This window comes from Rickettsia bellii RML369-C (assembly GCF_000012385.1).
GTDB lineage: Bacteria > Pseudomonadota > Alphaproteobacteria > Rickettsiales > Rickettsiaceae > Rickettsia > Rickettsia bellii.
Map to the genome: position 1 here is coordinate 1 of NC_007940.1, position 26608 is coordinate 26608.

The following is a 26608-nucleotide window of genomic DNA, read 5'->3' on the forward strand; positions in this document are numbered from 1 at the left end:
ATGACAAAGCTGATTATTCACCTAGTTTCAGACTCTTCTGTTCAAACTGCAAAGAGTGCAGCTCATTCTGCTCTTGCTCAATTTACTTCTTTGAAACCAAAATTATATCATTGGCCAATGATTAGAAATTCAGAATTATTAAAAGAAGTATTGAGTAAGATAGAATCAAAGCATGGTATTGTATTATACACAATTGCGGATCAAGAACTAAGGAAGACTCTGACAAAATTTTGTTATGAATTAAAAATTCCTTGTATTTCGGTAATAAGTAAAATTATTAAAGAAATGTCAGTTTTTTCAGGAATTGAGATAGAAAAAGAGCAAAATTATAATTATAAATTCGATAAAACTTATTTTGATACTCTTAATGCTATTGATTATGCTATAAGACATGATGATGGACAGCTGCTTAATGAGTTACAGTTTGCAGATATTATATTAATAGGTCCATCTAGAACTTCTAAGACCCCTACTTCCGTATTTTTAGCATATAATGGGCTAAAAACGGCAAATATTCCTTACGTTTATAATTGCCCGTTCCCTGATTTTATAGAAAAAGATATAGATCAATTAGTAGTAGGGCTTGTAATTAATCCAAATAGATTAATAGAAATAAGAGAAACTAGGCTGAATTTGCTACAAATTAATGAAAATAGAAATTATACAGATTTTAATATAGTACAAAAAGAATGTTTAGAAGTTAAGAAAATTTGTGAATTAAGAAATTGGCCAGTAATAGATGTATCGACAAAATCAATAGAAGAAACAGCTGCTTTAATAATGCGGATATATTATAATAAAAAAAATAAGTATAAAAAATAAAAATTTTCATTATTTACAAGTATAGTTTGGTAATTTATAATTTTACTTGTAAAAAATATAGAGGACATATGGCAAGTAATGTAACAGATAAATCTTTTGAAGAGGAAGTACTAAAATCAGATTTACCTGTATTAGTAGATTTTTGGGCTGAGTGGTGCAGTCCATGCAGAATGTTAACACCAATAATAGAAGAAATAAGTAAAGATTTAGAAAGTAAAGTGAAAGTACTTAAAATGAATATTGATGAAAATCCAGAAATTCCTTCAAAATATGGCATTCGTAGTATCCCAACAGTAATGTTATTTAAAAATGGTGAACAGAAAGATACTAAAGTAGGATTGCATCAGAAAAATTCGCTTATAGAATGGATTAACAATAATATATAAGTATTAATTTTATGTCTTTTAATCATTCTAAAGTATTTATAGAGATAAAAAACGCTTACGTTGAAGGTATAGATACCCACAAAAGAGCACAAGGATTAAAGCATTTCTTTCTTAACAGAGGGACTTCTTTTTCGCCAAATATACCTATATTAAAAAAAATTAACTTTTCTTGTTATGAAGGGGAAAAAGTAGCTTTTGTAGGTAGTAATGGTTCAGGAAAAAGTTCACTTTTAAAAATGATAGCAGGAATTTATCCGCCAATAAAAGGGACAATAAACGTTTGTGGCGAGATTGCACCAATAATAGATATGGGTGTTGGTTTTGAACAAGAACAAACAGGTCGCGATAACATCAAAATGTTGATGCTTTATAACAATATGTTAGACAAGTATAATAAAGAAACAGAACAGGAAATTATAGATTTTTCGGAATTAGGTAAAAAAATTGATTTGCCTATAAAAAATTATAGTTCAGGAATGCTAGCACGACTTGCCTTTTCTACATCAATATTTCAAAACCCTCAGATACTTTTACTTGATGAAGTTTTTGCTACAGGAGATAATTATTTTGTAGAAAAATCTTTAAATTTAATGAAAAATAAGTTTAGAAACACACCTATTTCAATAATAGTAACTCATCAAGAAAATATAGTAAAAGAAAATTGTACTAGATGTATTTTATTGAGAGATGGTAATATTGTTGGAGATGGTAAACCTTCAGAAATATTCAAAATTTATACGAGAAGAAAAAGAAAATGATAAAGTATTTTTTGTCTAAAAAATATTGGGAATCAGTAATATTATTAGTCAAAGCATCTATAATAAGACAAAATAAAGATTCTTTTTTAGGTTCTTTATGGAGTCTAATTCAGCCATTTGTTAATATATTAGTAATTTCATATTTTTTTGGTTTTTTACTACATCAACCAAGAGAATTTTTGATAATGAATCTAGTTGGAGGAATGCCTTTATGGACTTTTATAGTAAGTAGTTTAACAATTTCTTCAAATTCTTTAGTGACACGCGACCAAGTAATAAAAAAAGTTAGAATTTCTAAGACTTTTTTCCCAGTTGCAGATAGCTTAGCACAGCTATATAACTTGTTTTGTTCATTTTTGGCAATGTATTGTGCTTTTATTTTGTTATTTCCAGAAAAGTTTACATGGCAAATAATATTTATGCCAATATTAATTTTACCGCTAATAGTTTGTATAATTAGTGGATCTATTGTGATGGCTTTTCTAACACCTTATATTCGTGATATTCCACAAATATTAAATGTTGTTTTAGGAGTCATTTATTGGAGCATACCGATAATTTATCCATATTCTTTAATTCCTGAGTCTAAAAGAAAATTCTTTGAGCTTAACCCGTTCTTTATAATTATAAGACCTGCACAATCATTGGTAATTAATGGGGCATTACCGGACTTAATATCAATAGGTAAATCTGTATTAGTAGCGTTTATCACTGTTTGTATAAGCTACTTAGTATATAAACGCTTTTCAAAAAGAGTTATTTATTACCTATGAAGCTTGGTTTTAATCTAGATTTTAAAAAATTAGATTTAACCGGTCTTAAAAAATTAGATCAAATATTTTTAGATTATCTCTTTAAAGCCAACAAATCGCTTTATGATAGTATATTATTATTTAGATCTAATCCTTATTCTATTCTCTCTCAAGATTATTCCGAATTTTTATTAAATATATCTCCTTACTTGGATGATTTTCTAGCAGAATTATTTTGTATTTCAAACGAAATTACAAGTTTGAGATTACAGCATAAAGATTTTGATATTATTTATGAGTGCAAAAGAAAATTTGTCCAGCGTTATGCCATCAAGAAATATTCACAAGAAAAAATAAAAGATATAGATTTTGAGGATATATACTTAAAATTAGTTGATTTAATAGGTAAAAATTTTACTTCTAGAGATTTCGCTAAACAAGTAATTATATGGCAACAAGCAGAAGAGAGTTTTGTAAAAGAATTAGATATAGCCGCACAATATGCTGCTTATAGGGTGTCATCTCGTGGCTTTATTGATGGTGTCATCCCGTGGTCCCGCCACGGGATCCAGAAAAAACAAATAGATTCCGCAATCAAGTTGCGGAATGACATCTTGTTTGACCTCCCACAAAAGCTAGACAAAGAAAACCTAATAGATGATAAAAAAATATCTAAATATCAAAAAAATGAAAGGTTAAATTTTGATTATACAGATTCCTTTTTAAATCTGGATGAAGCTTTAAACCACTCTCATTATTGTATTTATTGCCATAAGCAAGATAAAGATAGTTGTTCTAAGGGTCAAAATGTCATTCCTACAGAAGCTTTTTCATACAGCTCAAATCTGTCATCCCGTGGCTTGGGAACTAGATCCAGTAATAAAAAATACAACTGTAAAAAGCTCGATTTCTCTCGCTTTATACTGGATCTAGTTCCCAAGCCACGGGATGACACCGAACGCATTTTTCGATCCATACAACAACTCCAATCAAGCCAGGGGATGAAAGGTTGCCCCCTAAAACAAAAAATTTCCGAGATGAATTACGTTAAAGCTCAAGGCTTTAATTTAAGTGCTCTTGCGATTATTGTTATAGATAACCCAATGGTTGCGGCTACCGGTCATAGGATTTGTAATGATTGCTCAAAAGCCTGTATTTATCAAAAGCAAGATCCGGTAAATATACCGCTAATAGAGTCAAATATTTTAGAAGAAACGCTTAAGTTACCTTATGGTTTAGAGATATATCTACTTTTAACTCGTTGGAATCCGCTTAATATTTATAACCCGCTGCCAAAAGAATCTACTAACTATAATATTCTGGTTACAGGGCTTGGTCCGGGAGGTTTCAGTCTTAGTTATTATTTATTACGATCTGGTCATAACGTCACGGCTATTGATGGTTTGAAAATTACACCTTTGCCTTTTGATATTCATAAGCCAATAAAATTTTGGCATGAATATAAAAATAAATTATCTGAAAGAGTACCGAAAGGATTTGGTGGAGTAGCGGAATATGGTATTACTGTTCGCTGGGATAAAAACAACCTTGATATATTACGGCTAATACTCGAGAGAAATAGCCAGTTTAAATATTATGATGGGGTGGCTTTAGATTTTAACATAACGAAAGAGCAAGCCTTTGATTTAGGTTTTGATCATATAGCTTTCTGCATTGGAGCTGGTAAGCCAAAAATTTTGGATATAGAGAATTTTGATGTTAAAGGTGTTAAAACAGCTTCAGACTTTTTAATGACTTTGCAAAGCGGTGGAGCGTTTTTAGAAAACTCTAATACTAATATGCTTATTAGGATGCCGATTGCGGTAATTGGTGGCGGTCTTACCTCTCTAGATGCAGCAACGGAAAGCTTATATTATTATAAAAAGCAGGTAAAGAGTTTTGTTAAAGATTACGAGTTTGTTGTTGCCAAATACGGCAAAGATTATACTGAAGAAGATAAGGAAATAGCCGAGGAATTTATTGCTCATGCAAAATTATTTGAGAAAGCTAAGAATAATGAAGAGCTAAAAGAGGTTTTTAAGAAACTGGGCGGAGCTACTATTTATTATCGTGGGAAGCTGCAAGATTCGCCGGCATATAAATTAAATCATGAGGAGCTAATATATGCATTAGCATTAGGAGTTAATTTTGAAGAAAATATGCAGCCTTTGAGAATTAATAATGATAAATATGGGCATGTAGAGTCCGTGGAGTTCAGGAATCAAACCTATTTGATGTCATCCCGTGGCTTGACCACGGGATCCAGTAAATCAACAAACTGTAATGCTGTAGCAGACTTTCTGGATCCCGTGGTCAAGCCACGGATTGACATCATTGTTAAAGCCAAAACCGTGATCATGGCAATTGGTATAGAAAACAATACCGAATTTGATGAAGATAAATATAGCTACTTTGGAGACTGCAACCCTAAATATTCAGGTAGTGTAGTTAAGGCTCTTGCTAATAGTAAAGATGGCTATGAGGCTATTAATAAGAAGTTAGCAAATAATAACCCGAATTTTAAAGGTGATTATAAAAACTTTGTAAAACAGCTAGATGATTTGTTAATTAGCAAGGTTCACAAAATAAACATCTTAGGCGATAAAATTTTTGAGTTAGTAATTCACTCACCGCTTGCTGCTAGGAATTTTAAGCCAGGGCAGTTTTTCCGTTTACAAAATTATTCTAATGATATAACTAAATTAATAGAACCTATAGCCCTAAGCGTTGCGGATATTGATATAGAAAGCGGCTTGATTAGTTTTATAATATATGATATCGGCAAATCAACTAGTTTATGTAAATTATTTTCTGAAGATGAAAAAGTAGTTTTAATGGGACCAAGCGGGATGCCCTTAGAGATACCAAGTAATAAAAGAATAGTAGTTATTGACACTGAACCGAATAATATTTTAATTAAAGCTCTAAAAGATAACAATAACGAAGTTATGTTTTTTACCTATCCTGAAATAAAAACACAAAAGCTAACTTCAGTAGATAGAGTAATAATTAATGCATCACCTGAAATAGCAGAAGAGTTACAAAGCTTAAAAATATTCGGTGAAAGTGCAGAGATAATTGTTAGCGTTAATTCATCTATGCAATGCATGATGAAAGGAATTTGTGGGCAGTGTATACAAAAAGTTGAAGATGAAAGAAAATATATTTTTGCTTGTAGCTGCCAAAATCAAAAAGCAGAAATAGTTGATTTTGAAAGCTTAAAAACCCGCTTGCGTCAGAATTCTTTACAAGAGAAGATGAAGAAATTATAACTTGAATCTTCCTTTAGAAAAATTAAAACTGTTGGATTACGCTTGTGACGACTCCCCAGATATACGTACCATTTTCAATTTTGGTAGGTGGGAAATCTTTATTTTCAGGCATTAAGTAAGCTTCGTCGTTGATAAATTTTAAGCGTTTTACAGTAAATTCATTATTAATAACTGCAATTACTATTTTATTATTGGTAGGGGGTAGAGATTTATCAACTATCAATAAATCATTTTCTCTAATACCGGCATCTATCATAGAATCACCGGTTACTTGAACAAAAAAAGTTGATTTAGGATGCTTAATTAAATGGCTATTCAAATCAAGGCTATTACTCATATATCCGTCAGCAGGCGACGGGTAACCTGCCTGTACTTTCGTGTCAAATAACGGTAACTCACAAGCTTTTTCTACAGAACAAGAAAAAATTTCTTTAATTTGCATGTTAGAATATTCTATATAAATAAACTGAATTTTAACTTTTCTTTATAAGCAAGGCAAGCAAAAACTTTAGTAGTTATATTTTGCCATTAAACATCGTCTAAAAAATCTATTAATTGGTTCAGAATAAAATCTTGAAATCAAATATGAAATTAGCACAGAACAGAATAAAAACATGCTCAGCAATCCGATAGCAGGTAATCCAGAAAGATTTTTTGGCACAATAATGCCTCGTATTAATCCAAGTATGATGATATGAAAAAGGTATAGTTCATAACTAATTTTACCTAAAAAAGAAAGAAGCTTAGAAACAACATTTGACTTAAAAGTTTGGCTGTAAGATGAAATAATAATTAGCCCTGTGCCAAGAGATACTAAAGAAAAGCCAATTGCTTCAAAGCCGTGAATTCCTAGTATAAAATAAACAAATCCTATCAACGAAAATCCAAAGACCCTAATTAGATTCTTTTGAGGAAAATATTTTATATTGCTTTTTAGTAGAGCTGATAATATACCAATGGATATTGCATCAGAACAGGCAAGATAACTATACATAAAAATTATTTCATCATTCCTATTCATGTATCTATATATAGGGGATATAGCAATTATAGAGATTAGTATAAAAATTATAAGTTTCCTATTTCTAAGTATTACACAAGCTAAAGGAAATATTAAATAAAAGAACTCCTCTACAGATAAAGACCAGTAGATATTTATTGCATAATTAAAATATCCATAATAATCCATCATAACATTATGCCAAAAAGTTAGCACTGAAAATATTGTTAAGCCTAATGAAGGATTATTTACACCATCTTTATATACTAAATTTATAAATGATTTCAAATCTAAAGCATAAAACAAACTAATAATTATTAATGCAAAAAATAGTGGTGGTAATATTCTTGCACATCGTAGCAAATAAAAATGCTTGATATCAATAGAGGCTAAATCACCATATCTTTTTAACGCATTTGTACTAATTAAATATCCAGATATTACAAAGAATATTGTAACTCCATAATTTCCATGCATTAAGAAATTAAAATTCCAACTCTCTATTGTATAACTAAGGTGAAAATGTAGTATCAAAACTAAAATAATTGCTATACCACGTAGTACGTCAATTAGTTCATCTCGTTTTTGAACGTGTAATAGAACCAATTTTTGCATGATTTACCTGATTAAAAATGGTATATAACATTAGAAATCTTTAGCAAGCTCTGCTTCTAATTCTTCAATAGTTGGAAGTTCTCCCTTTATCTCTTTAGGTAAATTTTCAGTTATTTTATACTCAGCAAGTCCGATTGGTTTACTCATATCACGCAATGCATACTCTGCTAATACATTATTTTTAGACTTGCATAGAATTAATCCGATAGAAAGGTTGTCATTCGGATGTTTTAAAAGATCATCTATAACTGATAAATAAAAGTTCATTTTACCGGCATATTCTGGCTTAAAATCTTTATCCTTAAGCTCAATTACTACAAAACAACGAAGCTTTAAATGATAAAATAATAAATCAATGTAAAAATCTTGTTCACCTATTTCTAAGTGATATTGTCTGCCAACAAAAGCAAAGCCTGCCCCAAGCTCAAGTAAAAATTTCTCTATGTGCTTAGTTAATTCTTTTTCTACTTCCCTTTCATGTGCTTCTTTACCTACACTTAAAAAATCAAAAATATACGGATCTTTAAGTGTATAATGTGCTAGATCAGATTGGGAAGAAGTTAGTTTATTTTGAAAGTTTGTTATTGCTTGCCCTTGTCTTTTATGTAATTCAAGTTCGATTTGTCTAATTAGTGTGCTACGTGACCAACCATTTTCAATTGTTTTCTTTATGTAAAAAATTCTATGTTGATTGTCTTTTACTTTGTCTAATAGAACTACTATATGAAACCAAGGTAATTGTGCAGCAACCTGCTGCACAAATTCTGTATCCCTATATTCTTCAGCAAAACGCTTCATATATTTAAGGTTTCTGCTACCAAATCCTTTCATTTCAGGGAATGCAGAATGTAGATCACGGCTTAAATTATCTATTACTTTAGCACCCCAACCATACCTTTCTTGTCTATTAAGAATTTCACTGCATATATAATGATAGAGTCTTATTAGTTCACTATTTACTGACCTTGCAGCTTGATAGCGACTTTGAGATACACGAATTTTTAGTTGTTCTAAAAATTCTAAATATTCTGAATTAACAATATTAGTACTCATAAAAATTTTCATTGATTATATTATAAATTAAGTTAGTGCTATACTCTAGCTTGATTATAATACACAGAAAAACAACTTTTGATACTAATAATTTTAATATTTTGGCTAGCAATCCGCAGGATGACGCTCATAAATCTGTTCTATCACGCCGTCAAGACCCATTAAGAAAGTATAAACTTTTAGTTGTGGAAATTTTTCTTTGATTATCTTACGGGCTTTATTTAAAATTTCCGTATGTGCTTCGGTTTCTTTTTCTTTAGTGCTTAAACGTTCTTCGGCTATGAGCTTTTTATATGCCCCACATTCACGATGATCAAGGAAAATGATTTGTTTGATGTTATGTAAGTCTTGTAAAATTTCTATAGTATCTTCTATAGTCTTTCCCCAATGGGTGTATTTCTCATTAACAAGAGCAAGAGAAGCACCAGGAAGTGATACCTTATCGAAATCATCTTCTAAACCTAGTTGTTTCATTAACTTATCTGTTTCATCTATCAATCTAAAATCTACGCAACTTATTAAAAGAGTTGAAGCTTCATTTAGAGTTTTTAAATGTTCTTTACTTACTTCTACTTTTACAATCTTTTTGTCGGCAAGCATATTTAATGAACCTAAAAATTAAAAATATTTCTTACATGCTTTAAAGTAAGAATAACCAGTTATGATTGTTAAAAAAGCTGCAATCCATAAAATTATTTCTCCAACTAAATCAAGATAGATAATATTAGAACCTTTTGAGCCTAATACTAATATTGATAAAGCAAACATCTGTAAAAAGGTTTTAGTTTTTGCAAGTGTTGAGACAGGAACACTAACTTTAACTAATGCTAAAAATTCTCGAAGACCGCTAACTAAAAACTCTCTTGCCAATATCAATAAACAAGGAATTTCATCTACATCACTTTTCTTCAATAACATTATAATAACACAGCCGACTAATAATTTATCCGCAATTGGGTCGAGCATTTTACCAAAACTTGTAACCAAGTTATATTTTCTTGCAATATAACCATCAAAAAAATCCGTAATGCTGGCTAGTACAAATAGTAACGCTCCAAGCATGCGGGCAAGAGGGCTATTAATATAAAATGTTAGTATAATAACTGGAATTGCAGCTATTCGGGCAATGGTCAAATAGTTAGGTAAATTTTCATCAATTTTCATCAATTATATTATAAACACTCCATTTATTTATCTAGCTTATTAATATAATATTGTTGGATTATGGATAAAATGTTGTTCCAAGACCAATATATTAAAAGACCTGCTGGAAAACTACTAAACATTACCAGGAAAACTAAAGGCATAAATTTCATTACTTGAGCTTGTACTGGATCAGCAGGCTCAGGACTCATTCTTTGTTGCAAGAACATAGTAATAGCCATTAAGATAGGCCATGCACCAATCATTAAGAATGAAGGTAGAGAAAAATGCAACAACCCAAATAAGTTAAAGATACTAGTAGGATCAGGAGCGGATAAGTCTTTAATCCAGCCGTAAAATGGTGCTTGACGCATTTCAATAGTAACATAAAGCACTTTATAGATAGAGAAAAATACCGGTATTTGAACAAGTATAGGCAGACAACCAGCTACGGGATTGACCTTTTCCTTTTTATATAAAGCCATAATTTCTTGATTTAGACGAGCTTTATCATCACCATATAGATTTTTTATCCTATTGATTTCAGGCTGTAAATTCTTCATTCTTTTCATTGAACGATAGGATTTATTAGCCAAAGTAAACATCAGTAATTTAATAATAACAGTAACTATTAAGATACTAATACCGAAATTACCGACATATTTATAAAAGAAGTTCATCGCATAGAAAACCGGCTTAGTAATTATATAAAACCAACCGAAATCTATAGCTCTATCAAATAATTTAATGTCATATTGCTTTTCGTATTTGTCTAGCAAATCTACTTTCTTTGCTCCCGCAAAAAGTCTTCCTTTAATAGAAAAATTCTCACCTGGCTTTACTATTTGTACAGGTGAAATAAAATCTACTTGATATCGCTCTACTTCTTGTTTAACTGCATAATTAAAGTTTGAACTATAATTACTTGATTTATCAGGAATTAAAGAAGTAAGCCAATATTTATCAGTAATTCCTATCCAATCAACTTTACTTGCGGAAAATTTCTCACTTTTTTTGTCCTTAATATCATCATATGAATACTCTTTTAGGTTTTCATCTATACATCCAATAGGACCTTGATGTAGTATATTTACGGCTTTTTCTACAGCAGTATATTTACGATTAATCAAGCCGTAAGATTGCACAGGAAGTTCTTGATTGCTATTATTGACGATGGTTTGTTCTATAGTAAATAAATAATTTTCATCTACTGTAATAGCTACTAAAAATTTAACCCCATCCTCATTAACCCAAAATAAATTAACTGGTTTTTCAGGAGTTAATATTTCACTATCACTATTCCATATAGTTTCGTTATTAGGTAGCTTTACACTAGATAAGTTACTCACCCAACCTATTTCTGCAAAATACGCATCTTTAGTATCAGATGGTGAAAATAATACCACTTCAGGGCTATTTTCAGATAAATCTTGCTTATATTTTTTCAAAATTAAATCATCAAATCTAAGTCCTTTTAACGAAATAGAACCAGAAAGTGCATTTGAGTCTATTTTAATACGTGGTGCTTGACTTGCTTCTTGAACAATAACAGGTGTAGCCTCTAATTGTGCAGATTCTTTTTTCTTTAAATCCTTTGCTTTTTGCAACGCTATTTGTTGTTGTTGCTTTTGCTGTTGCGGCTTTACAATAAAATATTGCCAACCAAAAATTATACCTAAAGATAGTACAATGGCTGCTACAAGATTAACTATATTATTATTCATTAGTAAGTACTTAATTTTTTATATTTTAGAGCTTTAAATTTTATAGGATTTAAATAAAATAATCAAGGATATACTCGTTTAATTTGAAAAATTGGCTACGTCGTCCTACAAGTACTGCGGTACTCACGTATTAAGTAACTGCTTCCGTTCCTCGTCTTGTGGACCGATTACTCTTTTCCAAATTAAACTTCGTCTATCTACACTTACTATTAGATTATTTTTTTGGGTATTGTGGTCAAGTCATGGGATGACATCGAGGACGTTTTTCAATCCATGCAACAACCTAACATGCCCTACACTATACCGACATTTTGGAAGATTTTTAATTTAAATTCAGGCAACACAGAAATTATATGTTCAAAAATATCAGCTTGAACTTTTTCGTATCCTATTAAACTTGTTTCTTTAACGAAAATATATATTTCGATAGGTAAGCCATTAACAGTTGGCTGAAGTTGTCTAACTAAAAAAGTAAACCCTTCAGTATAAATAGCAGGATTATTTTTTAGATATTCTTGAACATATAATTTAAATATTTTGATATTTGTTAGATCTTTTTCATCTTTATCAAGAGTGATTTTATTGATTACATCTTTTGATAGATAAGGAGATTTTTTGAGATTTGTTAAAATAGTAGAATCACAAAAATTAATAGTTGCCATATTTATATTAAATTCTCTTTTTACTCTTCTTGCTCCTGTTTCATCAACTCCTTTATAATTTATGACATTAGAACTTAAAACACTAGAAGTAGGAATAGTTGAAATAGATTGATCAAAATTTCTAATTGTCACTACAGAGATAGTAATTTTTTCGACTGTTCCTTCGACTTCACCAATACGCACCCAGTCACCTATTATTGATAATATCTTGACTAGTCAGTTGAAGACTTGCAATTAACCCAAGCATAGTGTCTTTAAAGATGAATGTTAAAAGAGCAGCGGCAGCACCTAAACTTGTTAAAAAGGCACTAAGAGAAATATTTAGCAAATAAGAAATAGTTATCATAGCCGAAATGATCATGACAAATATTTTTAATATTTGAAAATATAAGCTTAGAGGAGCTTTTTTAGCAAAAGTTTTAATTCTATTATGATAAAGGTCAGCACCAGCATCTATAAGGGTTAGCAATAGCATAGTGAAAGATAAACTGACATATAATATGACTATAGTATCTTTAATCCCAAGTAATATATGTGCTTTAAAAGAACTTGGATGAAAGATATTTCCCCAGGATATGAAATAAATCCCTAATAGAGAGTGTAGTAAATAACGAAATATCGGATATTTCTTCAACACTCTTTCATAATCTTCATAATGATGTCTTGTTAAGTAATTTTTTACTGAAAAATTAGTTTTTTAATTAAAAATACTAAAGGTATAATAGATACCAGCATAACAAATAACATTATTATTTCAGTACTTGATGTACGATATAAATCCATTAAATATTGCATATTTTACTTACCATATTATTATGTATAATTATAAATAAATTTAACTAAAAAGAACAAAATAACTTTTTAACTATGACATTCCCGAATATTAATCCTATTATTTTCTCTGTAGGACCACTAGCCGTATCTTGGTACTCTCTTTCATATGTAGTTGGAATTTTGTTTGGCTGGTTTTATGCAAGTAAAATTATAGAAAAATTTCCTACACAAATCACTAAGAAAAATTTAGAAGAGTTTGTTACATACGCTATTATTGGGATAATAGTTGGAGGCAGACTTGGCTATATTTTATTATATAATCCTTATAAATATTTTTCAAATCCAATAGAGATTTTAAAAACATATGAGGGCGGAATGTCCTTTCACGGCGGTGCTATAGGAGTTATTATTGCTGCTTATATATTTTGCAAACGACATAAACTTAATTTCTTAAGTCTTACCGATATTATTGCTCCAGTAGTCCCAATTGGCTTATTTTTCGGCAGAATTGCCAATTTTATTAATGGTGAGTTATATGGGCGTGTTACAAATTCATCTATCGGTGTAATTTTTCCAGATAGCGATTTAAACTTGCGTCATCCTAGTCAATTATATGAAGCTTTCTTTGAAGGATTAGTGTTATTTTGTATTTTGGCTTATGCTGTATTTAAACGTAATACAATTAAAAAGCAAGGTTTAAACTCAGGTCTGTTTTTAATGTTTTATTCTCTTTTTAGAATAATTATTGAGATATTTAGAGAGCCGGATGTGCAAATTGGCTTTATTTTTGATAGTTTAACTATGGGGCAAATTTTATCGATGCCGCTGTTACTTTTAGGTATTTATTTAATAATAAAAACAGAATGTCGATCGATCACAAAATAAGGGAAATAATTGAGCAAAGTGGCTATATCACTTGTGATCGTCTTATGCAGGAAGTTTTACATGTAAGCCCGACTTCTTATTATAGGCAAACGAAATCCTTAGCAGAAGAAGGGGATTTTACTACTGCTCCTGAAGTTTCGCAGCTATTTGGTGAAATTATAGGCTTATGGTGTATAAAAGAATGGCAAAGAATTGGTAGTCCTAAAAATCTTAGCATAGTCGAGCTTGGTCCTGGCAGAGGGTTATTAATGCGGGACTTATTACGCACAGCAAAATTAGTTCCAGAATTTTATAACGCTTTATCAATCAACTTAATTGATATCAATGAAAATTTTATTGTTCAGCAAAAATCTAATCTACAAAACTTTGATTTACCAATTAATTGGTACGCATCTATAGAAGATATCCCCAAAAAACCCGCTCTAATAATAGCTAATGAGTTCTTTGATGCTATGCCGATAAAGCAATATATCAAAGTAAAAGAATCATGGTATGAAAGAATATTTGTAGTGCAGCCGGTAGATGGGAAAATCAAGTATGATAAAATAGCTGTTAGTAAACAATTACAAGAATATTTACAGAAGACACATTTAGATGCGAAAGACGGAGCAGTGCTTGAAGAGTCCTATAAATCTATAGAGATTATGAAATTTATATCCGAGCATATAAAAGAATTGGGCGGAAGCGGTCTTATAATAGATTACGGTTATGATATAAACCCGAATATTAGGACTAGATATCAATATAACTCAACCTTGCAAGCTATAAAAAATCATAAATACTGCCCGATAATTGAGAATTTAGGGGAGGAAGATTTATCAGCCCATGTAGATTTTTATGTGCTCAAAACAGTAGCTCAAAATAGCAAAATAAATGTAATAGATACAATCTCACAACGTGATTTCTTAATAGAAAATGGGATTTTACTACGCAAGCAAACGCTGCAAAACAAACTTAATCCCGAGCAAGCAGAGCTAATAGAGAGACAAGTAAATAGGCTGATATCTCTCAAAGAAATGGGCGGGTTATTTAAGGTATTGCAGGTGATGAAAACACCACCTACTGTGTCACCCCCGTGATCAGCAGGCATTATTGCGTAAATCGAAAATTACTCTCAATGTCATCCCGTGGCTTGTCCACGGGATCCAGAAAATAATAAAAAATACTAATTTTATTAGTATTTTTAACTGGCTCTAGTTCCCAAGCCACGGGGTGGCAGGGGGAAATGATCCACGCTGGCAATGCCGCCACGGGATGACATCGATTTTATAAAATCAAGCCTACCTCTAATATGCAAAGAGCGTTCGGGTAATTCGGTCTTCATTTAATACCTATCTTTATCATCATACACCCCCCAGAGGTCTTTTTTAAGTACCCAGCCAGTGTAATTTTTGCAGGTAATTTGGCAAAACTGTTCTTTGCATTTTTTTAAGCCACAGCGAACTTTAGGCATTAATTTTGCTATTACTCTACTCTCTATATTTGCATATTTAAGTAATTCGATCTCTTGATCAGCAATAATAATTACTGATCTTCTACCTGATAAGACGCTTGAATGTATCCAACCACTTTCGCCATGAATATCACGTACTTGCCGCCACTGTTCATATTCGGCAATTATTTCTACTGGTTCACCTTTTTTAACAAAAACCCACTCTATTGCTGCTTTCGTAGTCGGACCGCTTCGTGCATTAACTTCATTAGATTTTATTGAAACAAATCTCGGAATAGGTAACTTTTTATTATCGGCATTAATTGTTGTTGATAGTATTATTGCAATTAAAGCAAAGAGAATCTTAATCATTATACTCTACTTCCGATAAACTATCCTCTTTCTTTGCTACTATATAATTACCAAGCCTAAATTGTACTTTTATTCTATTGATTTCTTGCTCGCTAATGCCTATGAATTTTAAAACAGTACCGCCAATTTGAAGACCTGTTTCATAACTTTCAGGGATAATAGTTGTTGCTCCTAAATCATAGAACTCTCTGGAATTTTTAAGGCTTTTTAACTTCACGATAACTTGCATATCAGGATAGTTAGCGGTAACTGTTTTAAGCGATTTCTTTATAGTTACTTGATTATTCATAGTAAGTATGATAGCAAGAGCCCTATCTGTACCAAGGGCTTTTAGAGTATCTGCCTGTGATACATCACCTTTAAAAACTGGAAAACCGTCTGTTAAACCTTCCTTAACTCTATCTTCGTCTAAATCTAATATTACATAGCTTGTCCCTTCAGCTTCTAGAACTCTTGCGACCATTTTACCGATATTACCAAGCCCCGCAATAATAATATGATTTGTCAAATCTCTTGCACCAAGCTCTATAATTTGGGTTGGGGTTTTGCCGAGACCTTTATCGACTTTTTCAGCAATTTTTCGTCCTAATGCTGCAAGTAGCGGGGTAAGTGCCATAGTAAAGGTAACAACAAGCAATAATATGTTAGCACTACTTTCTTCTAAAACACCACTTTCTTTACCTAAGCTAAATAATATGAAAGCAAATTCTCCGCCCTGCGATAATAAAAGCCCTGAATAAAAAGCAACACCTTTATTAAACCCAAATAAAATACAAAAAGCTGTTATTATCAAGGTTTTGATACCTATTAAAGCAATAGATAAAGTAAGGATATGAGATAGTTTTTCATACATTTCAAGTGCGTCGATATTCATACCGACAGTCATGAAGAATAGCCCTAAGAACAGACTCTTGAAAGGGTAAATACTCTCTTCTGCTTGTAGTCTAAATTCAGTTTCAGCAACTAATACTCCAGCAACAAAAGCTCCAAGTGCTAGCGATAAGCCGAAAGTTTCAGTAGCCCAAGCAGCAGAAAGCACTATTAACAAAGTCATTGAAATAGGTAGCTCATTAGCACTATTACTTTCGGAAGATATAAATGAAAATATTGGACGAAGCAAAACACGACCAGCAACAAATATAGTAAGTAAAGCAACAATGGCTTTTAAAAATGCAATACCAAGTGCTGTCGCAAGAGAAGCCTGACTATTACCGCTAAGCAGTGGTACTATTACAAGTAAAGGTACTACAGCCAAATCTTGGAGCAGAAGAATTGCTAAAGAAATTCTACCGATTTGTGTTGATTGGCTACGGTTTTCCTCAATGACCTGCATAACAAGGGCTGTAGATGAAAGTGCAAGTCCGCCTCCGGTAATAATAGCAGCACTACTATTGCCGTCTATAAGCACCATCACACCGGCAATTATTATGGCGGTTGTTAGAACTTGTAAAGTACCAAGCCCGAAAACATACCGCCTCATAGCTTTTAATCGTTCGAAAGATAGCTCAAGTCCTATCGCAAATAATAGAAATACTACACCAAGTTCGCCGAGTAACTTAGTCTGGTCATATGTTACAATTTTTAGACCATGATCACCAATTGCAGCTCCAGCAATTAGATAGCCAAGTACCGGACTTAACTTAAATCGCTTAAGTATAGCCACGATAAAGACTGCAGTGCCAAGTAAAACTATAACATTAATAAGTATGTGATCGTTCATTTAAAAATATTTATTTTTTCCAAATTTCTTCAAGTTTAAAATGTGTTCTTGCTTCAGGATAAAAAATATTAACCAAAATAGTACCTGCGTCTATTAGTACCCATTCTGATTTACCAAGCCCCTCTATATTAGTGCTTATACCGGCTTTATTTTTTAGCTCTAATGCCACATATTCAGCTATTGCTCCAACGTTCTTAGTTGACCTACCATTAGCAAATATAATATAATCAGCTATCTTATTTTTACCACTCAAGTCAATTACATCTATATCTTCTGCTTTCTTTTCATTTAGACATTCTAAAATAAATAATTTTAGTTCTTCACTTTCTTTTTTCATATTACTGTAATATATTATTTTAATATTAATTATATTCGCAAGAATCATTATTATCAATAGAACTCTATAGATAATGATATAATTAATAACGTATACATTATATAGGAATTAATAAAATAATGGCAATATCTGTAGAAGAATTAGAAAAAATACTTAAAAAATCTTTTCCAAACGGCGTAATTAAAATTACCGATTTAGTAGGTGATCAAGACCATTATGCACTAGAATTATCAGATATACAGTTTAGAGGACTTACTTTAATTAATCAACATAAACTAGTAAAAAATGCTCTATCTGAGGTATTAAATAAAAAACTTCATGCAATTACGATAAAAACCATTGTGATTTAATAATCAGTACCAAGAGGATTTTGTGGTGCTACTAGGGGGAATTGAACCCCCGACCTCTTCATTACCAATGAAGTGCTCTACCCCTGAGCTATAGTAGCTTAAGCTTTATAAATCTTTTTAAAAATGTTTATAGAGCTTAGAATTTTATTCCAAACTCTTTTTGCCACATATTTATTATTAAATCAAGAAAAATTTTGGAATTTGTTATATTATTCCTCTACTATCCAAAGGCTTTACCACACATATCAACCTCTTTAAAAATATAGAATTCTTCAAAGTGAATAGCAGCATCTTCTGAATTTTTACTGTCAAGATAGGTTTGTAAAAGATTATTTAGCCAATTTTTCAAATAAAACGAGTATATTTATGTACGGTTTTTGTAAAAGAATAATGCTATCAATGCAAGAATACAGCTTAAAATAATATAATAAACTGCAGAGGTAACTTGACCTGTTTTTTGTACTAGATACTCGAAAACAAGTGGAGTAGTGCCGCCAAATATAGTTGTAGCAGTGTTATATGAAAGCGAGAGTGCAGTGTTACGTATTTCAGTAGGATAAAATTCTGCCTGCAAAGCTGGCTCAGGACCAATATAGCTAGCAGCAAGCACTGCGAGTATAAATTGTGAAATAATTACGCCGGTGAAATTACCTGTTTCAAAATTATTAAGTAAAAACGGAGTTGCTATAATAATTACTACAAGATTAATTACAAAAATTTTCCTGCGACCTATAACATCGGATAAATAACCGCTAAGTAATGTTACAGCTATCATAATCACATAACATATGCTGGCTAGGCTGTTTACTTCATTTTCGGTAAAGTTACGACTGATTTTTAAAAATGACACTAAATAAATTGCATGCAAATAGAATATTATCGAACCTGGAGCATTAATAAAAATCGAAATTAATATATCAAACCAATGCTTAGTAATAACTTTTTTTAGCGGCGAATTCTGTATCTTTTTCTGTTCTTTTAAATTTTTAAAATTTGGTGTTTCATGTGTATGGTTCTTAATGTAAAACGCTGCAAAAAGAATAAAGAAACCGAGTAAAAAAGGTATCCTCCAGCCGAAACTATCAAACTGTTCAGCGTTTAAGATATTCTTGACGATATAAGAAACAAAAGAGCCAAGCAATAAACCAGCACATATACTAGACATTGAAATACTGCCAGTAAAGCCTCGATGCTTTGGATGAGTATGCTCAATAACAAATGAGATAGAACCGGTTAAAGCTCCGCCCATTGACAGCCCTTGTAAGATTCTAACAACAATCATTGATATAGTGGCAGTAATACCGATAGTATGGTAGGTCGGTAATATTCCGATTAATACAGTTGGGGCAGACATACAGAATAGAGCACCAGTTAAGGCTGCTTTTCTACCGAATTTATCACCGATAACACCGAAAAATATGCCTCCTAGTGGTCTTGCCAAATACCCTATAGCAAAGACTAAAAAAGCCTGCAATAAAGAAGTATTAGCATCGTCATTCGGGAAAAACTTAGTTCCGATTATCGGTGCAAAGTAACCGAATAGTACATAATCATACCATTCAAAAGTGTTGGCTATGCCGCTTGAAAATACTATTTTTTTTCGATTCATATTTTTTTGCTCATGGCTTTTTTTTCGGAATATATTATAAATAAAGTTGCCGGAATTATTATTACTGCCCCGTGCAATGTACTTTTGTCTGGAAACTCGTTAAATATGAAATATGCTGCTATTGCCGAAATCACAAGCTCTAAATATCTATAAGGAGCGGTGGCGGTAGCATCTACCATAGAAAAAGCTTTAAGTAGCAAGAATAATATTAAACTCCCGCTACTGCCTAAGATAAATAACAACGCTAATTCAAAAAGAGTTGGAGTAAGCCAGTAGTTAGCTGCAGCAGGTATCGATACCACAGCAGTTACTATTGCTGAATAAAATAGCATACTAATCATTGACTCTTTTACCACAAATTTTTTGTTTATAATATCAAGCATGGCAAATGAAATAGCTGCTAAAACAAAATAAAGCATTTCGGGGTTAAAATCCTCAGCATGAGGTTTAAGCGTAATTACTAACCCAACGAATCCTACTATTGTCACTACCCATCTTTGCCAAATGATATTTTCATTAAGAAAAAATACGGCAAGTATTAAAGTAAATAGAGGGATAGAAAAACTTATAACAGTCGCAGTAGTAACAGGTGCAATACTTAAGCCGTAAGTCCATGAAGTCATACCGAAAAACAATAATAATCCTCTTAAAATATGAACAAAAGGACGACTTGTTTTTAAGGTATTTTTACCATAATAAACAACGAAAGGTAATAAAACTATACTACTGAAGAAAAAACGGAAAAAAGCTACTTCAAAGCTATGCAACCTAGTTCCTAAATATTTAGACATTACATCGTTAGCACTACTACTTACTAAACTAAGTAAGAACCAACCTATACCTATTGAATATGTTTTTAATGCATCATTCATTAATATACTCCAGTAATTTCTATAATTTTATTTAAATTTCTTGACTTTTGATATGAAAGAATCTTATCTTCTAAAAAATATAAATACATAACGATGAAAAGCTTATATTATAATATAATAATGAATTTTAAGCAAGTAAAGGATTGTAACTATGATAAGAATGTCTAAAAGGTTAGGAGTAATTTTGTTTGTATCATGCATAAGCATTAATAGCTTTGCTAAAAGCATGGAAGCTGATGTAAATGCTGTACCGGAATATAATTATGATAATATTCCATATTATGAAAATGAAGGAAGTTTACTCGTTAAAATGCGTCTAAACGGAGTTTTTGCACATGCTAAGCAAAAAAACTTACCTGCTCCTACAGTTCCTCAACCTCTTCCAGTAGGTGAGTTTGTAAAAAATGGTTATGGTGGTGATATATCTACTACTATATTCTTCAACAATTATTTTGCTACTGAATTATCTTTAGGTTTTAATGTTTTACGTACTAAAAATTCAGTGCTTAGTAATGTATCTTATAACTATGGCGTTGGAGCAACACCTGGTAAAAGTAAGCCTCTTTATATGATTCCGGCAACAATTACAGGACAATTTCATGTAGCACCTTTCGGTGGTATTAGACCTTATGTAGGGTTAGGTTATCATGGTTCATATATGATCACTCAATCTAGCGGTATTAAGATAAGAAACGGAAATGGTTTTGTAGGACAAATAGGTCTGGATTTCTATGCTAAAGATGATACAGTAATAAATTTAGACATAAAACAATATTATTTAAATCCTAAAATTGTATATAAGCCAAGTTTAGTAGGAAATCAAAATATTACCTCTAGAACTAAGCTTAATCCTTTAGTAGTTTCTATAGGTATAGGATTTAGTTTTTAATTTTAAGTGTCATACTGCGACGATTTTGTTATGTGAGCTGGGAAACATCCTAGGTGTCATCCCGTGGCTTGCTAACTAGATAAAGAAAATAATAAAAAATACAAATACGATAAGTTTTTAAAAATAAAAGCTCGATTTATCTCGCTTTATGCTGGATCTAGTTAGCAAGCCACGGTATTGTAAGAAAAGAAAGTGATATAATATAAGTTATAAATGTAATATAAACATTTATAAGAGAGTGTTAATACCCTATATAATGATATAGGGTATTAAGCGGGCATAAGCGACCGTCACGGTATAGTAGGTTTTATACGACCGGAGTCATCAAGGTACTATAGCCCGACTCTCGAGAAGTTTGAATAGTTGGAAGGGATGCGATAAGCACGCCCGATTACAATCCTAAACAATATAAAATCTCGAGGTACATATGATAAAATATCACAAACATATAGGAATTGATATAGGAAAATATAATTTTGTAGTAGGAATAGAGGGCATAAAAGATACAAAAGAATATGAGAATACAAGTTTCGGTATATTTGAATTTATTAATGATAATAAGGATATTTTAGCAAACTCTCTAACTGTAGTTGAAACAACAGGCGGATATGAACTAGAGTTATTGTATAGCTTATGTGAAAGAGGTTATGTAGTACATAGAGCAGATGCAAGAAAGGTAAAGAATTTTATCAGATCATATGGTAATAGTGCAAAAACAGATAAGTTAGATGCTAAAGCATTAGGATTATATGGTAAGGAGCGAGCAGATAAGCTTGAAGTATTTAAGCCTGAATCAAAACAAAATATACAATTATTTCGGTTAGTACAAAGACGGAATGATTTAAAGCAAATGTTAGTTGCCGAAAAGAATAGATTACAACAAGCAAATACAGATAAGTTTGTTAAAAATAGCTGTATAAATATGATAGATGTTTTAAGTAATCAAATTACAGAGATTACTAATCAGGTAGAAGTGATTATATCATCAGATCAGCTGTTAAAAGCAAAGCATGAGATATTGAAAGAGATAAATGGCATTGGTAATATAGTTGCTTTTGAGTTATTAATATTATTACCGGAGTTAGGGAAGTTAACAAGACGGCAGATTGCTTCTCTTGCAGGGCTTGCTCCAAAAGCTAATGATAGTGGTAAATATCAAGGATATAGAAAGGTAGGACATGGTAGAGCAGGAGTCAAGCCTATACTATTCCTTGCTGCTATGTCAGCCCGTAATAGCAAGACTTCTGGTTTAAGACTCTTTTATGAGCGACTCATTAACAATGGTAAAAAGAAAATGGTCGCTCTTACCGCTTTAATGCGTAAAATTATTGTCATCGCTAATGCTAAATTAAAATCTCTTCTTTTTAATTTAAAACATAGTTGATGACTACCTTAGGGCGTTTTCTGATCCATGCAACAATGCTGCCACGGGATGACAGAAGATATAATTCACGCAAACATATAAATAAAACATATTAACTTATGTCCTTACAGATTATCCAATTATTATATCTCGTAGATGCTATTTGCTTTATTCTATCGCTCAAGTTTTTGTCATCACAGAAGCAAGCACGTTTAGGCAATACTATAGGTATTTTAGGGATGACAATAGCAGTCGGTGTTACTTTCTTTCTGCCTGATTTTGCCCATAAATTACCCATTATAGCTACTATATTAGTTGGGGGCATAATAGGCGGGGTAATTGCTCTTAAAATTTCTATGACGGCAATGCCGCAATTAGTTGCAGGCTTTCACTCTTTTGTTGGTCTTGCTGCGGTATTTGTATCTTATGCTACTGTACTTACACCTGAAAATTTTGCTATAGGTATTGCAGGAAGCTTGCCTATCAGTTCTTTGATAGAGATATCACTAGGTGTATCTATAGGTGCTTTAACTTTTAGCGGTTCAATTATTGCTTTTTTAAAGCTACAAGGCTTAATGAAAAGCAGCCCATTAAAATTTTATGGTCAGCAATATGTATGTTTACTGACAACAATATTATTAGTCGCATTAATAGTGTTATTTATTCGCTCAGAAAATATATTTCTATTTAATCTAATAATATTACTATCCTTACTAATTGGGGTATTGTTAATAATACCGGTAGGTGGTGCTGATATGCCAGTTATAGTATCGATGCTAAATTCTTATTCAGGTTTTGCAGCAGCAGGTATAGGTTTTACCCTTAGTAATAGCTTGTTGATTATTACCGGAGCTTTAGTTGGTAGTAGCGGTGCTATACTTAGCTATATAATGTGTAAGGCAATGAATCGCTCCTTAATCAAAGTTATTTTTGGTGCATTTTTACCAGCTCCTAGCGGTGCTAGTAAAAATATAGATGATGATAAGATAGCAAAAGCAAGCTGCCCTGAAGATGCAGCAAATTTATTGCGTAATGCATCATCTGTTATAATTGTTCCTGGTTATGGTATGGCAGTAGCTCAGTCTCAGCATATTATAAAAGAAATGGTTGATATATTAGAAGGGTTAGATGTTAACGTACGTTTTGCTGTACATCCTGTAGCAGGTAGAATGCCTGGACATATGAATGTGCTACTTGCCGAAGCTAATATTGACTATGAGAAAGTTTTAGAGCTTGAAGAGATTAACAGAGATTTCGCTACTACCGATATAGTTTTAGTTATTGGAGCAAATGATGTAACTAATCCAGCTGCCAAAAATGATCCAGATAGCCCGATTTATGGTATGCCCGTTTTAGATGTCGAAAAAGCTCGTAGCGTTTTGTTTATTAAACGTTCTATGGCTTCAGGATATGCTGGTATAGAAAATGAGTTATTTTATCACGACAATACCTTTATGTTATTTGGTGATGCTAAGAAAGTAGTTGAAGAGATTGTCAAGTTTCTAAATGAAGATTGACTTAAATAACACCATTTGTTATAATCTTTCTTATTAAGCTAAAAAACAAATACCATGAATTCCCAAAAAATATTACCGCTACTTCCAAAAGCTACGGCTATGTGGTTAATTGAAAACACCTCATTAACTTTTAAGCAGATTGCTGATTTTTGTGGTATTCATGAACTTGAAATAAAAGGTATGGCAGATGGTGAAGTAGCACAATCTATTAAAGGTCTTGATCCGATTGCAAATGGTCAGCTAACTCTGGAGGAAATTGATCGTTGTAGCAAAGACCCTAAAAATGTCCTACAAATTTCTCATAGCCCTGCCTATGAATTAATGAAGAATCAGAAAAAACAGCGTGCTAAATATACACCAATTGCAAGACGTCAAGATAAACCTGATGCTATATACTGGTTACTACGTAATTATCCAGATATTCAAGATAATCAAGTAGTTAAGCTTATTGGTACTACTAAAACTACCATCGATGCTATTAGAACCCGCAGCCATTGGAATATGAAATCTATTCACCCACGTGACCCTGTATTGCTTGGACTTTGTAGCCAAGTCGAACTAAATAAGGTAGTAGCAGTGCTAGAATCCGCATCAAGCCACAACAAAGAAACTAAAGAGTCTTAAGACAAAAAACATCATTGTGAGAAGAAACTGAAAGTTCGACTAATTAATCTCAGGAATTCTACTTTATGAGATTGCCATGTCGATTCTACGAATCTCCTCTGACGACTCTCGATCCACACGAGAAATGCCATCACACGACATCGAGCGTTTTTTCTAATCATCCACATCGGAAAATGCATCATTATCATTAAGCTCATCATCTAATTCTTGAGAAGATTGGTTATTTTCATCATTAGATTTGAAGTTACCTAAGTCTTTACTGTTTAAGGTTTTAACTGATTTTAAAGTTTCAACAGGGATAATAACTATTATGTTTTTATTTAATTCGTCAAAATATTCTGTAGTTAAAGAATCTTTAAGCACTCCCGAATATTTATTGCTTTTGCTGCTTGCTATGAAATCCTCTAAAGATTTACTTTTATAATAATTTTCAGATGTAAAAATCATTGTTATAAAAAATATCACGGCTGAAATAGCAGCTCCTACTGCAAAACCGGCTAATAATCCCAAAAATCGATCAATAAAACCATTCCTCATAAATGAAATTATTGCTAGGAATTTATAGACGATAAAAATGCATAAGATTAAAGAAATAATATAGGATATAACCCCGCTACTTATTACTCTTACAACCTCATTATGTACGTATTTGCTTATTATTTGCGAAATATGTGGATATAAGAAATATGTTAACATTATCGAGGTAATAAAACCAAGTATTCTTGTCGAAAAACCTATTATCCCTTGATATAGTCCAAAAAACGAAAAAAGTGTGATGATAGAAAAAATAGTAATATCAAAAAATGTGATCATTATTGTTAACTTCTATTGAATAATTGAATTTAAATCTTATATACTTAATAAATAACTATTATAATACTAGTTTTATTATGAATGATAAGATCTTTTATAACCTATCCGGTAAAACACTAGTTTCAACACCTTATGTAATTACAAAAGGTATCTACCATAAATCCTTGATTTATATGTTATCACATACAGAAGAAGGTGCAATAGGATTAATGTTTAATCGTTTAGTAAATCATATAGATTTAAAATCATTTTTTAAAATAAAAAATGATGAAATAGTAAATCCTGTTATGGTGCCTATATATCTTGGCGGACCTGTAGAGCATGAAAAGGGATTCTTTTTGCATTCCACAGATTATAATAAAAACTTATTATTAGATTTTCATAATGATTTAGCAGTAAGCTCTAATTTAGAAATTTCAGAAGATATAGCTTTCGGTAAAGGACCTAAAAACAGCTTATTAATTGTAGGATATACTGGGTGGAAAGCAGGGCAGCTTGAAAAAGAGCTAGAAGAAAATCTATGGCTGGTTATGGATTGTGATAAAGAATTTATTTTTGCTGATAACCCTGAAAATAAATGGCATAATGCGTTGAAGCATTTAGGCATTGATGAAGCACATTTCTCTTCTCAAGTAGGGAGTGCTTAAGTCGGCGTTATTGCGTGGATCGAAAAGCATTCTCGGTGTCATCTAGTTGCTTGTCTACGGGATCTAGAAAAATAATAAAAAATACAAATACAGTAAGTTTTTAAAACTAAAAGCGTAGGTTATCTCGCTTTAGCTTGGATTCCCGCCGTTGCTGGGAATGACATCGATGGTGCTTTTCGATCTACCTAGGCAATGCCGTTATGGGATAATAACACCG

Annotated in this window: 25 protein-coding genes, 1 tRNA gene and 2 pseudogenes; 13 read left to right on the forward strand and 15 right to left on the reverse strand. The window is 31.8% G+C overall.

The window, feature by feature from the left end; translation table 11 throughout:
- The 5 genes from RBE_RS00020 to RBE_RS00040 all read left to right on the forward strand — a co-directional run bounded on the left by RBE_RS00020 (position 1) and on the right by RBE_RS00040 (position 5990).
- Positions 1-822: a pyruvate, water dikinase regulatory protein gene (locus tag RBE_RS00020; RefSeq protein WP_011476697.1), complete on the forward strand. Its 822-nt coding sequence runs from the start codon at positions 1-3 to the stop codon at positions 820-822.
- A 68-nt stretch (positions 823-890) separates the two neighbouring features.
- The gene (trxA, locus tag RBE_RS00025) at positions 891-1208 is read left to right on the forward strand and encodes a thioredoxin (RefSeq protein ID WP_041804577.1); all 318 of its coding nucleotides are present in this window, start codon (positions 891-893) and stop codon (positions 1206-1208) included.
- A gap of 11 nt (positions 1209-1219) precedes the next feature.
- Positions 1220-1966: an ABC transporter ATP-binding protein gene (locus RBE_RS00030; RefSeq protein WP_011476699.1), complete on the forward strand. Its 747-nt coding sequence runs from the start codon at positions 1220-1222 to the stop codon at positions 1964-1966.
- A complete protein-coding gene (locus RBE_RS00035) occupies positions 1963-2739 on the forward strand; it encodes an ABC transporter permease (RefSeq protein ID WP_011476700.1) in 777 nt (258 codons plus the stop codon). Before RBE_RS00030 ends, RBE_RS00035 begins: the two co-directional genes overlap by 4 nt.
- Positions 2736-5990: a palindromic element RPE4 domain-containing protein gene (locus RBE_RS00040; RefSeq protein WP_011476701.1), complete on the forward strand. Its 3255-nt coding sequence runs from the start codon at positions 2736-2738 to the stop codon at positions 5988-5990. Before RBE_RS00035 ends, RBE_RS00040 begins: the two co-directional genes overlap by 4 nt.
- 22 nt (positions 5991-6012) lie before the next feature.
- Here the strand turns inward: RBE_RS00040 and RBE_RS00045 are convergent, their stop codons facing one another.
- The 7 genes and pseudogenes from RBE_RS00045 to RBE_RS00075 form a co-directional block, all read right to left on the reverse strand.
- Positions 6013-6432, reverse strand: a complete 420-nt coding sequence (locus RBE_RS00045) for a LexA family protein (RefSeq protein ID WP_011476702.1) — start codon at positions 6430-6432, stop codon at positions 6013-6015.
- A 66-nt stretch (positions 6433-6498) separates the two neighbouring features.
- Positions 6499-7605, reverse strand: a complete 1107-nt coding sequence (locus tag RBE_RS00050) for an acyltransferase family protein (protein ID WP_011476703.1) — start codon at positions 7603-7605, stop codon at positions 6499-6501.
- A gap of 30 nt (positions 7606-7635) precedes the next feature.
- On the reverse strand, positions 7636-8658 hold the full coding sequence (locus tag RBE_RS00055) for a PDDEXK nuclease domain-containing protein (protein WP_041804745.1): 1023 nt from the start codon (positions 8656-8658) through the stop codon (positions 7636-7638).
- 105 nt (positions 8659-8763) lie between these two features.
- Positions 8764-9261, reverse strand: a pseudogene (locus RBE_RS00060) (carbonic anhydrase); the annotation flags it as partial.
- A 15-nt stretch (positions 9262-9276) separates the two neighbouring features.
- Positions 9277-9822: a CDP-diacylglycerol--glycerol-3-phosphate 3-phosphatidyltransferase gene (gene pgsA, locus RBE_RS00065; RefSeq protein ID WP_011476706.1), complete on the reverse strand. Its 546-nt coding sequence runs from the start codon at positions 9820-9822 to the stop codon at positions 9277-9279.
- Between the two features lie 23 nt (positions 9823-9845).
- A complete protein-coding gene (gene yidC / locus RBE_RS00070) occupies positions 9846-11525 on the reverse strand; it encodes a membrane protein insertase YidC (protein WP_011476707.1) in 1680 nt (559 codons plus the stop codon).
- Positions 11526-11818: 293 nt separating this feature from the next.
- A pseudogene (locus RBE_RS00075) lies at positions 11819-12982 on the reverse strand (mechanosensitive ion channel family protein).
- A gap of 72 nt (positions 12983-13054) precedes the next feature.
- Between RBE_RS00075 and lgt the strand changes: the two are divergent.
- Both lgt and RBE_RS00085 read left to right on the forward strand, forming a co-directional pair.
- Positions 13055-13846 (forward strand): prolipoprotein diacylglyceryl transferase, encoded by a 792-nt coding sequence (lgt, locus tag RBE_RS00080; RefSeq protein WP_011476710.1) that lies wholly within the window; start codon positions 13055-13057, stop codon positions 13844-13846.
- The gene (locus RBE_RS00085) at positions 13825-14925 is read left to right on the forward strand and encodes a class I SAM-dependent methyltransferase (RefSeq protein WP_011476711.1); all 1101 of its coding nucleotides are present in this window, start codon (positions 13825-13827) and stop codon (positions 14923-14925) included. Before lgt ends, RBE_RS00085 begins: the two co-directional genes overlap by 22 nt.
- A gap of 245 nt (positions 14926-15170) precedes the next feature.
- Here the strand turns inward: RBE_RS00085 and RBE_RS00090 are convergent, their stop codons facing one another.
- Genes RBE_RS00090 through rsfS form a run of 3 tightly spaced genes read right to left on the reverse strand, consistent with a single transcriptional unit; the run spans position 15171 to position 17707 of the window.
- Positions 15171-15650 (reverse strand): SH3 domain-containing protein, encoded by a 480-nt coding sequence (locus RBE_RS00090; protein ID WP_011476712.1) that lies wholly within the window; start codon positions 15648-15650, stop codon positions 15171-15173.
- On the reverse strand, positions 15643-17370 hold the full coding sequence (locus RBE_RS00095) for a monovalent cation:proton antiporter-2 (CPA2) family protein (protein ID WP_011476713.1): 1728 nt from the start codon (positions 17368-17370) through the stop codon (positions 15643-15645). The genes RBE_RS00090 and RBE_RS00095 overlap by 8 nt, the downstream gene beginning before the upstream one ends.
- A gap of 10 nt (positions 17371-17380) precedes the next feature.
- Positions 17381-17707: a ribosome silencing factor gene (gene rsfS / locus RBE_RS00100; protein ID WP_011476714.1), complete on the reverse strand. Its 327-nt coding sequence runs from the start codon at positions 17705-17707 to the stop codon at positions 17381-17383.
- Positions 17708-17826: 119 nt separating this feature from the next.
- On the opposite strand from rsfS, the gene RBE_RS00105 reads away from it, so the two are divergent.
- Positions 17827-18057 carry a BolA/IbaG family iron-sulfur metabolism protein gene (locus tag RBE_RS00105; protein ID WP_011476715.1) on the forward strand — a complete coding sequence of 77 codons (231 nt, stop codon included), beginning with the start codon at positions 17827-17829 and terminating at the stop codon, positions 18055-18057.
- A gap of 23 nt (positions 18058-18080) precedes the next feature.
- Here RBE_RS00105 and RBE_RS00110 read toward each other — a convergent pair.
- The 4 genes from RBE_RS00110 to RBE_RS00120 form a co-directional block, all read right to left on the reverse strand.
- Positions 18081-18155: transfer RNA gene (locus RBE_RS00110), tRNA-Thr, on the reverse strand.
- A gap of 122 nt (positions 18156-18277) precedes the next feature.
- Entirely contained in the window at positions 18278-18406 is a 129-nt protein-coding gene (locus tag RBE_RS09420) for a hypothetical protein (protein ID WP_012151485.1), read from the reverse strand.
- Positions 18407-18421: 15 nt separating this feature from the next.
- Positions 18422-19666 (reverse strand): MFS transporter, encoded by a 1245-nt coding sequence (locus RBE_RS00115; protein ID WP_011476716.1) that lies wholly within the window; start codon positions 19664-19666, stop codon positions 18422-18424.
- The gene (locus RBE_RS00120; protein WP_011476717.1) at positions 19663-20538 is read right to left on the reverse strand and encodes a DMT family transporter; all 876 of its coding nucleotides are present in this window, start codon (positions 20536-20538) and stop codon (positions 19663-19665) included. Before RBE_RS00120 ends, RBE_RS00115 begins: the two co-directional genes overlap by 4 nt.
- A gap of 151 nt (positions 20539-20689) precedes the next feature.
- Between RBE_RS00120 and RBE_RS00125 the strand changes: the two genes are divergently transcribed.
- The 4 genes from RBE_RS00125 (at position 20690) to RBE_RS00140 (ending at position 24931) form a co-directional block, all read left to right on the forward strand.
- Complete coding sequence (locus RBE_RS00125) at positions 20690-21427, forward strand: OmpW family outer membrane protein (protein ID WP_011476718.1); 738 nt, start codon at positions 20690-20692, stop codon at positions 21425-21427.
- 427 nt (positions 21428-21854) lie between these two features.
- Positions 21855-22811, forward strand: coding sequence for an IS110 family transposase (locus tag RBE_RS00130; RefSeq protein WP_011476719.1), 957 nt, complete (start codon positions 21855-21857; stop codon positions 22809-22811).
- A 98-nt stretch (positions 22812-22909) separates the two neighbouring features.
- Complete coding sequence (locus tag RBE_RS00135) at positions 22910-24307, forward strand: NAD(P)(+) transhydrogenase (Re/Si-specific) subunit beta (RefSeq protein ID WP_011476720.1); 1398 nt, start codon at positions 22910-22912, stop codon at positions 24305-24307.
- Positions 24308-24361: 54 nt separating this feature from the next.
- Positions 24362-24931 (forward strand): cell cycle transcriptional regulator TrcR, encoded by a 570-nt coding sequence (locus tag RBE_RS00140; protein ID WP_011476721.1) that lies wholly within the window; start codon positions 24362-24364, stop codon positions 24929-24931.
- Positions 24932-25084: 153 nt separating this feature from the next.
- Here RBE_RS00140 and RBE_RS00145 read toward each other — a convergent pair whose 3' ends face one another.
- Positions 25085-25744, reverse strand: coding sequence for a CvpA family protein (locus RBE_RS00145; RefSeq protein WP_011476722.1), 660 nt, complete (start codon positions 25742-25744; stop codon positions 25085-25087).
- Between the two features lie 77 nt (positions 25745-25821).
- Between RBE_RS00145 and RBE_RS00150 the strand changes: the two genes are divergently transcribed.
- The gene (locus RBE_RS00150; RefSeq protein WP_011476723.1) at positions 25822-26391 is read left to right on the forward strand and encodes a YqgE/AlgH family protein; all 570 of its coding nucleotides are present in this window, start codon (positions 25822-25824) and stop codon (positions 26389-26391) included.
- Positions 26392-26608: the final 217 nt, after the last annotated feature.